The sequence below is a fragment of the Demequina aestuarii genome (assembly GCF_000975095.1).
Lineage (GTDB): Bacteria > Actinomycetota > Actinomycetes > Actinomycetales > Demequinaceae > Demequina > Demequina aestuarii.
Genome location: NZ_BBRD01000001.1, coordinates 1,228,251 through 1,240,008 on the forward strand (window position 1 = coordinate 1,228,251; position 11,758 = coordinate 1,240,008).

The 11,758-nt window shown below is 67.0% G+C and carries 11 protein-coding genes; all 11 read left to right on the top strand.

Going from position 1 to position 11,758, the window contains the following annotated elements; translation table 11 throughout:
• Positions 1-33: 33 nt before the first annotated feature.
• The 11 genes from AOP72_RS05800 to AOP72_RS05850 all read left to right on the top strand — a co-directional run bounded on the left by AOP72_RS05800 (position 34) and on the right by AOP72_RS05850 (position 11,743).
• A complete protein-coding gene (locus tag AOP72_RS05800; RefSeq protein ID WP_062133624.1) occupies positions 34-1,701 on the top strand; it encodes a GspE/PulE family protein in 1,668 nt (555 codons plus the stop codon).
• 111 nt (positions 1,702-1,812) lie between these two features.
• On the top strand, positions 1,813-3,345 hold the full coding sequence (locus tag AOP72_RS05805; RefSeq protein ID WP_238581619.1) for a type IV pilus twitching motility protein PilT: 1,533 nt from the start codon (positions 1,813-1,815) through the stop codon (positions 3,343-3,345).
• Positions 3,346-3,357: 12 nt separating this feature from the next.
• Positions 3,358-4,587: a type II secretion system F family protein gene (locus AOP72_RS05810; RefSeq protein ID WP_062133629.1), complete on the top strand. Its 1,230-nt coding sequence runs from the start codon at positions 3,358-3,360 to the stop codon at positions 4,585-4,587.
• 141 nt (positions 4,588-4,728) lie between these two features.
• Entirely contained in the window at positions 4,729-5,193 is a 465-nt protein-coding gene (locus tag AOP72_RS13200; protein ID WP_084631353.1) for a prepilin-type N-terminal cleavage/methylation domain-containing protein, read from the top strand.
• A 123-nt stretch (positions 5,194-5,316) separates the two neighbouring features.
• Positions 5,317-5,754: a type IV pilus modification PilV family protein gene (locus AOP72_RS05820; RefSeq protein ID WP_152650260.1), complete on the top strand. Its 438-nt coding sequence runs from the start codon at positions 5,317-5,319 to the stop codon at positions 5,752-5,754.
• Entirely contained in the window at positions 5,751-6,374 is a 624-nt protein-coding gene (locus AOP72_RS05825; protein WP_152650261.1) for a PulJ/GspJ family protein, read from the top strand. Before AOP72_RS05820 ends, AOP72_RS05825 begins: the two co-directional genes overlap by 4 nt.
• A gap of 11 nt (positions 6,375-6,385) precedes the next feature.
• Positions 6,386-8,245 (top strand): bactofilin family protein, encoded by a 1,860-nt coding sequence (locus tag AOP72_RS05830; protein WP_062133637.1) that lies wholly within the window; start codon positions 6,386-6,388, stop codon positions 8,243-8,245.
• A gap of 7 nt (positions 8,246-8,252) precedes the next feature.
• A complete protein-coding gene (locus AOP72_RS05835) occupies positions 8,253-9,038 on the top strand; it encodes a prepilin peptidase (protein ID WP_062133640.1) in 786 nt (261 codons plus the stop codon).
• Between the two features lie 61 nt (positions 9,039-9,099).
• Complete coding sequence (gene pilM / locus AOP72_RS05840; RefSeq protein ID WP_062133644.1) at positions 9,100-10,158, top strand: type IV pilus assembly protein PilM; 1,059 nt, start codon at positions 9,100-9,102, stop codon at positions 10,156-10,158.
• Positions 10,155-10,928, top strand: coding sequence for a hypothetical protein (locus tag AOP72_RS05845; protein WP_062133645.1), 774 nt, complete (start codon positions 10,155-10,157; stop codon positions 10,926-10,928). The genes pilM and AOP72_RS05845 overlap by 4 nt, the downstream gene beginning before the upstream one ends.
• Positions 10,928-11,743: a hypothetical protein gene (locus AOP72_RS05850; RefSeq protein WP_062133648.1), complete on the top strand. Its 816-nt coding sequence runs from the start codon at positions 10,928-10,930 to the stop codon at positions 11,741-11,743. Before AOP72_RS05845 ends, AOP72_RS05850 begins: the two co-directional genes overlap by 1 nt.
• Positions 11,744-11,758: the final 15 nt, after the last annotated feature.

Consider the following 11,758-nt stretch of genomic DNA (forward strand, 5'->3'; position numbering starts at 1 on the left):
CACAGCGCGTAGGCATGAGGGGTGAGGGATTCAGTGAAGCAGCTTGGATCGATCCTGCTCGAAGACGGCGTCCTGACTGAGGAACAGTTGCTGGACGCCATCGACGAGCAGCAGGCGCGCGGCCAGTCCCTGGGCCGCACACTCGTGGAACTTGGCATGATCTCCGAGGGTCAGTTGGTGCGCGCTCTCGCCAGCCAGGTGGGCATGGAGTTCGTGGAGCTCGGCGAGTATGCCGTGGATCGCGCGGCCGTGTCGATGGTGCCGGCCGCGGTCTGCAGGCGACACAACGCTCTCCCGATCGCCATCGTCGACGGGCTGCTCCGAGTCGCGATGTCCAACCCGGGCAACGTGGTGGCGGTCGACGACTTCCGCACCATCACCGGGATGGCCGTGACGCCCGTGGTGGCGGCTCACGACGACGTCACCGGAGCAATCGACCGGTACTGCCGGTCGGATGCGGAGCTCGAGGACCTCCAGGAGGAGTTGTCCGAGAACGAGGTCAACCTCGACGACGACCTGCTCTCCGGATCGGCCTCCGAGGACGACGCGCCCATCGTGCGGTTCGTGAACCTGCTCATCAGCCAGGCCGTGCAGGACCGCGCCTCCGACATCCACATCGAGCCCACCGAGAAGGACCTGCGCGTGCGGTACCGGATCGATGGCGTGCTCCACGAGATGCAGCACGCGTCGAAGGCCATCGCGAACGGCGTGACGAGCCGCCTCAAGATCATGTCCGACATCGACATCGCCGAGCGGCGCAAGCCTCAGGACGGCCGCCTGTCCGTGAATCACCAGGGCCGCAAGATCGACCTGCGCGTCGCGACTCTCCCCACGGTGTGGGGCGAGAAGGTCGTCATGCGTATCCTCGACAACTCGACGGCGACGCTGGACCTCGAGGACCTGGGCATTCGTGAGAAGAACTACGAGGCATACGCGCGGACCTTCACCAAGCCCTACGGGATGATCCTGGTGACCGGACCCACCGGTTCGGGAAAGTCGACCACGCTGTACGCGACCCTGAACCAGATCACCCGTCCAGAGATCAACGTGATCACCGTCGAGGACCCGGTCGAATACCGCATCCCCGGCATCAACCAGGTGCAGGTGAACCCCAAAGCCGGGCTCACCTTCGCCTCCGCCCTGCGATCCATCCTGCGGGCGGACCCCGACGTAGTGCTCGTGGGAGAGATCCGTGACCACGAGACCGCGCAGATCGCGATCGAGGCGGCGCTCACCGGTCACCTGGTGCTGTCGACGCTGCACACCAACGACGCACCGTCCGCGCTGACGCGGCTCATCGAGATGGACATCGAGCCGTTCCTGGTGGGCTCGGCGATCGACTGCGTGGTGGCCCAGCGGCTTGCGCGCCGGCTGTGCACCAACTGCGCGGTCGAGTACCAGATGGACGAGGCCGAGATCCCCACGAGCGTCGAGTGGGTGCCTGGCACCCCGCCGCCCGTCGTCTTCCGCCCGGAAGGCTGCCAGCGGTGCTCGAACACCGGCTACCGCGGCCGAGTCGCGCTGCACGAGGTGATGGTGGTGGACGAGGACCTGGAACGGCTCGCCGTCGCGCGCGCCTCCTCCGCCGAGATCACGCGCATGGCGCGCTCGCACGGCATGGAGAGCCTGCTGATGGACGGATGGGCGAAGGTGCTCGAGGGCACCACGTCGGTGGAGGAGCTGCTGCGTGTCGTCAAGTAGTGGTGGTCGTCACACTGGCCGATGCGGACTTGAGTACGTGGGTCGACGCGCCGATATCGGTGGCACGACCGAGAGCCGGCGCACGTGCGCTCGGCGTGAGGGGGAGCAAAGATGACGTCGTTCATGCCTGAGGAGACGCCTCCGCAGCGTCCGCAGCAGCCCGCCGGACCTCCGGCGAGCCCGCAGCAGACGGGACCGGGAGCGCCGAGCGTGCCGTCGCACAGCCCCCAGGGGCAGCCGCCGCAGGTCCAGCCGCAGCGCCCGCCGGCGGTGCCGCAGGGCCACTTTCAGCAGGCGCAGCCCAGTGCTCAGGCCACGCCTCCGCTGGCGCCCACGCAGCGTCCCACCTCGGGACAGATGCCCGTCTCGGGCGGGGTGCCGCTCCAGCAGGGCCACGGAGTTCCCCAGCGCGCCCCGATGATGCCGGGTCAGCCGTCCGCGCAGCAGCGGCCCGGAGCTGCTCCTGGTGGGCCGGGACAGGCTCCGCCTCACGCCCCGCAGCAGCGCGCAGGACAGCCGGCTGGCTCGTCGCGCATCGGCATGAGCCAAGAGGCGCACGATGACGACCTGGACATCGCGGACGCCCTGCGCGGGATGCTCAAGCTTGGCGCGTCCGACCTGCACGTCACCACCGGCGCCCAGCCGATGGTCCGGGTCGACGGCGGTCTCCAGGCTCTGGAGGGGTTCCCCAAGCTCACCAAGGACAGCCTGCAGCGCACGCTCTACCAGATCCTGACGCAGGCTCAGCGGGAGAAGTTCGAGGAGGAGCTGGAGCTCGACTTCTCCTACGCACTTGTGGGCGAGGCGCGCTTCCGCGTCAACCTGTACCGCCAGCGCGAGTCCGTGGGAGCCGCGTTCCGCGTGATTCCCTACGAGATCAAGCCGCTCGAGGCGCTGGGCATCCCGCAGGCCGTGTCGAACTTCGCCAACCTCTCGCGCGGCCTGGTCCTCGTGACGGGGCCCACGGGATCGGGCAAGTCCACCACGCTCGCCTCGCTCGTGGACCTCGCCAACCGCTCGCGCAGCGGCCACATCATGACGGTCGAGGACCCGATCGAGTTCCTGCACCGTCATAAGCGCAGCCTCGTGAACCAGCGCGAGGTGGGCTCCGACACCAAGTCGTTCCAGCGGGCACTCAAGCACGTGCTGCGCCAGGACCCGGACATCATCCTCATCGGTGAGCTCCGTGACCTGGAGACCATCCAGGTGGCGCTGACCGCGGCTGAGACCGGACACCTCGTGTTCGCGACGCTGCACACGCAGGACGCTGCCCAGACCATCGACCGCGTGATCGACGTGTTCCCCTCGGAGCAGCAGGGCCAGGTGCGCACGCAGCTCGCGACCGCCATCCAGGGCGTGCTGTGCCAGGCGCTGCTGCCTCGCGCCGGCACTCCGGGGCGTGCCGTCGCCGTCGAGGTGCTCGTCGCCACCCCGGCCATCCGCAACCTCATCCGCGAGGGCAAGACGCACCAGATCCATACCGCGATGCAGGCCGGCGCCTCGCTGGGCATGCAGGCGATGGACCAGCACCTCGCGCAGCTGGTGAAGGACGGCACCGTCGAGTACGACGACGCCGTCGAGATGTGCCATTCCTTCGAAGAATTCAACCGGCTCTGCGGGCGCGCCAGCCCCGAGCGACACTAGGGGAGCGCAGCGATGGCCACCGCGACCAAGCAGTTCGACTTCACCGCCCGCGATATGCAGGGCAAGGAGCACAAGGCCACCATGGAGGCGCCGTCCAGTGCCGCCGTGGCGAGCCGCCTGCGAGAGAGGGGCCTCACACCTCTGTCCGTCAGCGAGGCAGGCGGCAAGGGCCTGAACTCCGAGATCTCGATCCCAGGCCTGGGGGAGAAGATCACCCTCAAGGACATCGCGATCCTCTCGCGCCAGCTCGCGACCATGATCTCGGCTGGCCTGTCGTTGCTGCGCTCATTGACGATCCTTGCGGAGCAGACGGAGAGCAAGCCGCTCCAGAAGGTGGTCGCAGAGGTGCGCGGCGACGTGGAGACGGGTCAGTCCTTCTCCAAGTCGCTGAGCCGTCACCCGCAGACCTTCCCGCCCATCATGATCAACATGGTCAAGGCGGGCGAGGTCGGAGGCTTCCTCGACGAGGTGCTGGTCTCGATCGCCCAGAACTTCGAGAACGAGGTCAAGCTGCGTGGCAAGATCAAGTCCGCGATGACCTACCCGGTCGTCGTGTTCTTCATCGCCATTCTCGCCACCGCAGCGATGCTGATCTTCATCGTGCCGGTCTTTGCCGGAATGTTCGACAACTTGGGCGGCGAGCTGCCATTCGCCACCCAGATGCTGGTGTATATGTCGGACATTCTCAAGGTTGGAGCGGTGCCGCTGGTCATCGCGATCATCGCGTTCTCCGTCTGGTGGGGAAAGAACAAGCACCGCGAAGAGATTCGGCGCAGGTATCAGCCCGCGTTCCTCAAGGCACCCGTCTTCGGCTCCCTGGTGCAGAAGATCGCCGTGGCGCGCTTCTCCCGCAACTTCGGATCGATGATCCGCTCCGGCGTGCCGATCCTGCAGGCGCTCGACATCGTGGGGCAGGCCTCCGGCAACATCGTCATCGAGGACGCGACCCGCGCGGTCGGCCAGTCCGTGCGCAAGGGCGAGTCGCTTGCCAGGCCGTTGTCTCAGCACCCGGTCTTCCCCCCCATGGTCGTGCAGATGATCGCGGTCGGTGAGGATACGGGTGCACTGGATGCGATGCTGGACAAGATCGCGGACTTCTACGATCAAGAAGTGGAATCCACCACAGAGCAGTTGACCTCGCTCATCGAGCCGATCATGATCGCCGTGCTGGGGGGAATGATCGGCGGCATGGTAATTGCCCTGTATATGCCGATCTTCAAGGTCTTCGACCTCATCGGGTAACCGATCCACCTGCGATAAATCCAGAGACGTGGTCGCGCGCCCGGGCGATATCCGGGCCACCCATCAGGGGCGCGGCCAGGACCGTGAGACATCCGTCACACGGTAGTGACACCAGGTAACTGAGAACTGAAAGGCAACACCATGATTGCTCGCATTCAGAAGCGCCTCGAAGAGCGCGAGACCGAGGGTGGCTTCACCCTCGTCGAGCTCCTCGTCGTCATCATCATCATCGGCATCCTCGCCGCGATCGCCATCCCGCTGTACCTGAACCAGCAGAACAAGGCCAAGGACTCGGCCGCCAAGGCGGACCTCGCCACGATTCGCACTGCGGTCGTCTCTGCCATCACGGAGAACCCGCAGGCGCCTTCGGTCAGCTGGACCGCCGTCGACGACGGTGGCGAGACCACCATCACCGCCGACGGTGAGACCTCCACCGCGGCCGTCTCGCCCGGCAACGACCTCACCGCTGGCTCCGTGACGCTCGGCGCCGACGACCCGACCGTCGCGATCACGGTCACGTCTAGCACCGGCACCTCCTTCACGATCGACGCTAACGGCACGATCACCGAGGCGGCGGCGGCAGGCAGCGGCGACAGCGAGCTCTAAGCCTCGCCCGTACGACGCATGACAGCGGTGTGGGGCCTGGGCCACGGCCCAGGCCCCACACTCGCACCTTGGTATCTACCAGGGTGAGCACTAGACTGAGGCCGCGAGGGGGTGGTGAACACAGTGAACGCTGAGCGACGTGACGAGGGATTCGGCCTCGTCGAGATCGTGGTCTCTCTGATGATCGTGCTCGTGGTGTTCCTCGCCTTCGGCCTGCTGCTGCTCCGCTCCCTCACCGAGGTCGCAGCGAACGGCACCAGGGCGTCGGCCTCGCAGCTCGCCACGCAGCGCATCGAAGAGGTGCGTGCCGCCGCCGCGACGGGGAGCTGCGGCAATGTCGATGCCGTCGCCAGCGCCACAGAGACCGTCGAGGACGGCCGCGGCGTTCCGCTGACGGTGACCGGCTACGTCCACGCGGGCACCTGTGACCAGCCCGCCGGCGACCCCCACGGCAACCCCCGCCTGGCACGCGTGACCGTCGAGGTCGAGGCCTCCGGCACCGCGGGCACCAAGGCGGCCACCTCCATCACGACCGACCTGTGGGTGAAGCAGACCACATGAGCGCGCTGATGGAACGGCTCCGCACCCGGCCAGACGATGGCATGACCCTCGTCGAGATGCTGGTGTACTCCGTGCTGCTCATTGTGGTGATGACCATGTCCACGGCGCTGTTCATCAATGTGATCGGCACTCAGCGCGACGTCACGGTGATGGCGGAGGAGAACAACGAGGCGCAGCAGATCTTCACCGAGTTGGAGCAGGACATGCGCAACGCGGGCTGGGCCGACGTCCGGTGGGGAGGCGACCTCCTCGTGATGCGCACGCGCACGGCGTCCGTGGGGGAGGACTCCACGGAGCGCTGCGTCGCCTACTACTTCAACGAGGGCGACGGCACGCTGCACCACACCCGCTCGATCAGTGTCGCTGACACCGCTGCGGTGCTCGCCGCGGGGTCGAGCACTGCGGTACGCACCTTGGCGCTGGGATGGAGCGGGGAGCGCACGGACGTGGATCGCATCGGCACGACTCGCGTCTTTGGCGGTGGCGACGGTCGTTTCGACTCTCCAGACTCGGTCTCGCTCGCCATGCGGCTGAATGCCTCGAGCGACAGCAAGAGCATCGCGTTCGAGAAGACCGTGGTGCTGCGACCGCAGAACGGGATGGCCGGCGGATGCGAATGAGGGGTTTGACAATGATGCGAGGCACGATGCGTGCGCAGGCACGCCGCCAACGTGGGGAGGATCCCGAATCGGGCGTCGCTCTCGTGATGGTGCTCGGCATGATGCTCGTCGGTGCCATCATCATGGTGACGCTGGCCTCCGTGACCATCTTCAACGCGCAGAACACTCTGGAGACCCGCGTCGAGATGCGCGCTCGTGCGAGTGCTGACGCTGGCATCGACCTGGCATTGGCCAATCTCGAGGGCAAGAAGTACGAGGACCTTCACGACATCTGCGCCTACGACTCGTTCGTAGTGAACAACGATCAGGTGGCGGTGTCCTACCGCTTCACTCTCGCCGACGGCTCGTCCATTTCTTCGCCCGCGTGCATCGATGCCTCGAACGTGGTGACGGCGCTGCGGGTGGAGTCGACCGCCACCACGGACAACAACGTGCTCACGGGTGAGACGGTGTCGCAGACGGTCGCAGCCGTCTTCAACCCGACGCTCCCTGACGCGCTCCTCGACAAGGCGATCTTCTCTGAGGGATCCATCGATCTGCGCAACGGCACCGAGCTGCAGGCCTCGGGCGACGACGACAGCGGCAACTCGCTCGAGGACGCGCACGTCTACTCGAACGGCGGCATCAACTGCCAGACGCGAGAGATCGTGGATGGCAAGTTCATCGCCGCGCACGGCGATGTCAACCTGCAGAACGACTGCAAGATCTCGAGCGACGTGTGGGCCTCCGGCAGCGTCCGTCAGCAGGCGACGGGCTCCGTGATCGAGGGCAACATCTACGCAGCGAGCGCCACCAATGACGCGGTGCACCTGCAGAACGGCGGCATCCGCGTCAAGGGCAGCGTGCTCACGAACGGCAGCTTCTTCATGGCGAACGCCGCACGCGTGGACGGCACCGTGTTCGCCCGAACCGGCACCATCGGACTCCAGAACTCCGGAGGCGTCATCGGCGGCTCCGCCTATGCGGAGGGCAACATCGATCTTGCGCAGGGCCGCGTGGATCGCGACGTCTACTCTCGCAGCGGTGCCATCAGCGGCAACTCCGGTTCATCCGTGGGGGGCACGGCGCGCGCGGCCGGTACGATCGGCGATCCGCCCAGCGTGACGGGAACCCGGATGCCGAACAACGGCGGCGTGGCGTTCTCCAACCCGCCGAACCCCGCAGTGGCGTTCCCCAGCGCGGTGGGCTATCCGACTGAGATCCAGCCGCCTCCGCGCGAGCAGATGCCGCGTCTCTCCCTGGGCCTCGACGGCTACCCCGCGACCGTCAGCGAGGAGATGGGCAAGTGGATCGCGCAGGGCTGGAACGTGGTCACCACGACCGACTGCACGGGGAACGCACCCCGCAACTTCATCAACAACCTCACGTGGTCCGACCCCACCATGGTGATCTTCCAATGCGGGGCGGCCGTGAAGTTCGACGGTCCCAACCTCGAGCTGGGAAATGACCTGGCGATGGTGTCGCACACGGGCTTCGACCTGAAGAACGACTCGTGGTTCCGGTCCACGGACGCGTCGCAGACGCGATCGATGTTCATGATCGTGCCGTCGGACGCTCCGGGTGTGTCGTGGGTGTCGGCGGGCTCCGGTCAGACGCGGCCCGTGTGCTCCACGGAGCGGAACATCGCGATCAACAAGTTCGGCGTCGAGAGCGTGGAGACGATGTTCTACACGCCGTGCACCCTGCACATCCAGAACGGCACGATCAGTCCGACCGCGGGCCAGATGTACGCCGGCAAGGTGGAACTGCAGAACGCGGTCGAGATGCAGATGGCGTCCCTGCCGATTCCGTCGTTGGCGACCACCGTGCCGAACACCTCGGATCTCATGGACATGCGCCTGCTGTCTCGCTTCGACGTGTACGGGTCGTAGGGACACGATGCACGGTTTGGTGGGGCTGTTGGCCGCTGCCCTGGGTCTGGCGCTGGGCTCCTTCGCGAATGTGGTGATTCACCGCGTGCCGCGGGGCGAGTCCGTCGTCTCACCCCCCAGCGCCTGCCCGGCGTGCGGGGCGCGTGTGCGGGCGCGGCACAACGTGCCCGTGCTGGGCTGGCTGTGGCTGCGCGGCCGATGCGCGGACTGCGGGGCGCCCATCAGCGGGCGGTACCCGCTCGTGGAGGCACTCACCGCGTTGATCTTCGCGGGAATCGGTCTGGCGGTCGGCCTGGCCTGGGAGCTGCCCTTGTTGCTGGTGCTGGCGTTCTTCACCATCGTGCTGAGCGCCGTCGATCTCGAGACGAGGCGACTGCCCGACCGCATCGTGGCGCCGTTCGCCGCACTGGTGGTGGTCAGCGTCCTGGTGGTGGCTCTCGGCACCGGCGACCTCGGCGTGCTGTGGCGCTCGGCCATCGGAGCGGCGGCCTTCGGACTCTTCTACTTCCTCGCCTTCCTCGCCTACCCGCGCGGCATGGGGTTCGGCGACGTGAAGCTGGCCCCGGTGCTCGGTGCCGTCCTCGGTTCGCTGAGCTGGCCCGCGTTGGCCGTCGGAGGCTTTGCGGCCTTCCTGTGGGGGTCGCTCGCGGGCGTGATCGTGATGATCATGCAGAGGCGTGGCCGCGGGGTGGCGATTCCGTTCGGGCCGTGGATGTTCGTGGGGGCGTGGACGGGCATCGTCGCCGGCGCGGCCGTCGCTGACTGGTACCTGGGCGTGGCGGGCCTCACATGACGCTTGAGTGGAATGCTGCACGTGCCGATAGGCCACGTGGACGAATGAGGGAGGTGGGAACGTGGCCACAAGATCGGTAGCGATCGACATCGGAGCGGCCTCGGTGAAGGTTGCCGAGGTCGAGATGCGCAGCGGGAACGATCCACGGGACGGCGCGACGCTGACGGCTTACGCCGAGCGGCCCATCCCGGCGGGCGTGCTGCGCGACGGCTCGATCGAGGAGCCAGGCACCTTCGCCTCGGTCGTGAAGGAGGCCGTGAGCGCGGCGAAGGTGAACGCCAAGAAGGCCTCCATCGCCGTCGGCCACCCCAGCGTGATGGTGCGCGAGGTGGACGTGCCGTCTCAGCAGATCGACAAGGTGCGGGAGTCTTTGGCCTTCCACGTGCAGGACTCGCTCCCGATGGCCATCGACGACGCACTTCTCGACTTCTATCCCACGCAGGACATCGACGGCCAGGGCGGGCCAGTGCTGCGTGGTCTGCTCGTCGCCGCGCCCCGCGAACTGGTGCGGGGCGTGTTCGCTGCGATGGACGGCAGTGGTGTGGGGCTCGCCCACGTCGACCACGCTGCGTTTGCGCTCTGGCGCTCGGGATGCCGGGGCGAACTGCTGAACTCTAACGTGGCTCTGGTGGACGTGGGCGCAGCGACCACCACGATCATCGTCTCTCAACAGGGCCGGCCGCGCCTGGTGCGCGTGCTTCCCCAGGGGGGTATCGACGCCACCAAGGCCATCGCGAGCGCATACAAGGGCACGTCCGTGGACGCCGAGGCGCTCAAGCGCCAGGTCGGCATGAACGCCAACGTCGGCCCTGAGCAGCGGCCGATCGCGGAGGCGGTCGCGCACGTCATGGGACCGCTGGTCGAGTCGATTCGCAACACGCTCGTGTACTTCGCCAGCTCCAATCCGGGCGCCGGTGCCGAGCGCATCGTGCTGACGGGCGGCGGTGCCTACCTGAACGGCTTCGGTCAGGCGTTGTCGAGCGCTACTCGACTTCCGGTGATGATCGGCGACCCCTTCGCCGCGGTGACGCTGGGCAAGAAGGTGGATGCCGCGAGCATTCGTGGTCGCGAGGCCGAGCTGGCCACGGTGATCGGGCTCGCCATGGGAGGTGTGTCATGAACGAGACCGCGAAGAGAGTAGGCGCACCCGGCCTTCCGCAGGTCAACCTGGTTCCGAAGGAGTTCGCCGAGAAGCGAGCGATGCGCGCCGTGCAGGTGACGGCGCTGTTCGTCGTCCTGATCGCACTCGGAGTGGTGGTGCTCGGCTACGTCCTCGCGCTGGGCGCGAAGCAGTTGGCTCAGAACGACCTGGACGACGCGCGGACCGCTCAGACCGAGGCGATCGCCGCGCGTGACGCCAAGGCGGACGTTCATGCCGCATATGTCCAACAGGAGATCGAAGAGTTCACGCTTGCCCAGATCGGCTATGGCGAGGTGCTCTACAGCTCTTTCGCCAGCACGGTGCTGTCGACGGCGAACGACTCGTCCAACTTCGACGTGCTCACGTTCTCCGGCCCCAGCGCACTCGGCCTGCAGTCATTGAGCGGTGATCCGATCTTTGGGGGAGGCATCGGGTCAGTCGAGTTCACCGCTCGTACAGACTCATATGAGGAAGCCACCGCGCTGATCGGCAGGCTCGAGGAGGCACCCGGGCTCGCACAGGTCAGGGGCGTCGCGGAAGTGTACGAGGCAGCGGGCGGGAACGCGTACTGGCGCGTCGAGGGCAACGCCGTCGTGACGGCCACGCCGTTGACGATGCGTCTGGTTCCCGTGGACGGGTTGACGGGCATCGACCCCACGCTGTTCGCGGACCCTGAGTTCGAGCCCGAGGAGGAGCCGGTGTCCCTGCCATCCCTGAGTCCGGAACCCACCACGGAGGAGGAGGGCTGATGCTCAGCTCACGCTATGCGCCGATCGTGGCGCTCACTGTGCTCGCGGTCATCATCGTGGGTGCGCTCGGGTGGTTCCTGGCCATCAAGCCGCAGGTCGATGATCGTGGCGACATCGCCTCGACCACCGACGAAGTCAGAGCCAACACGGAGGCGATCGCTCTGGCCTCCGCGCAGATCGACTCGTTCGCGGCCGCGCTCGAGGAGACGACGGACTACTCGGGCGCGATCGCTCTGAACGCTCCCAGCACCTTCGACATGCAGGCCATCCGGGCCAGGATCGCGAGCGCCATCAGCTCGGCCGGTGCCGAGGTGGTGACCGTGGAGCAGGCGACGTCGACGGACGTCGAAGGATGGGAGATGCCGTCTGGCTCCCTGGAGTCGGACCGCGTCGCCGCACTGTTCCAGACGGGACCCGTTCACCCTGAGGCGACCGAAGAGGTGTTCACCCCCGCTGTCACCCCGGTCAGCACGGACGAGGGCGGCGCGCAGATCTGGGCGGTGCCCGTGATGGTGACCGTCGCCGGCGGGAGCCAGGAGGTGCTCGACGTCTTGGACATCCTCGAAGACCCTGATCAGCAGATCTTCCAGGTGCACACCGTCGAGTTCACCGCGCGTCCGGACACGAGCTCGTCGATTGCTGGCGTCTCCGACCCTGCGACTGGCGATGCGATCCTCGAATTCTCCGGCTTCTTCTACCTGCACGAGCCGGACCTGGAGATCGTCGACACCGGCACGCTGGGTGACGGCTCCTTGGGCGGTGCGACTCCGTTCGAGCCGATCGAGGGCGGCGAGAACCAGCCAGGCGCGAACTGACACTCGTCACGTGAC

What these genes read in the sequence shown, in the direction of transcription:
- AOP72_RS05830 (WP_062133637.1), top strand. Translation starts at nt 6,386, where the DNA reads ATGATGCGAGGCACGATGCGTGCGCAGGCACGCCGCCAACGTGGGGAG.
- AOP72_RS05825 (WP_152650261.1), top strand. Translation starts at nt 5,751, where the DNA reads ATGAGCGCGCTGATGGAACGGCTCCGCACCCGGCCAGACGATGGCATG.
- AOP72_RS13200 (WP_084631353.1), top strand. Translation starts at nt 4,729, where the DNA reads ATGATTGCTCGCATTCAGAAGCGCCTCGAAGAGCGCGAGACCGAGGGT.
- AOP72_RS05850 (WP_062133648.1), top strand. Translation starts at nt 10,928, where the DNA reads ATGCTCAGCTCACGCTATGCGCCGATCGTGGCGCTCACTGTGCTCGCG.
- AOP72_RS05835 (WP_062133640.1), top strand. Translation starts at nt 8,253, where the DNA reads ATGCACGGTTTGGTGGGGCTGTTGGCCGCTGCCCTGGGTCTGGCGCTG.
- AOP72_RS05805 (WP_238581619.1), top strand. Translation starts at nt 1,813, where the DNA reads ATGACGTCGTTCATGCCTGAGGAGACGCCTCCGCAGCGTCCGCAGCAG.
- AOP72_RS05810 (WP_062133629.1), top strand. Translation starts at nt 3,358, where the DNA reads ATGGCCACCGCGACCAAGCAGTTCGACTTCACCGCCCGCGATATGCAG.
- AOP72_RS05845 (WP_062133645.1), top strand. Translation starts at nt 10,155, where the DNA reads ATGAACGAGACCGCGAAGAGAGTAGGCGCACCCGGCCTTCCGCAGGTC.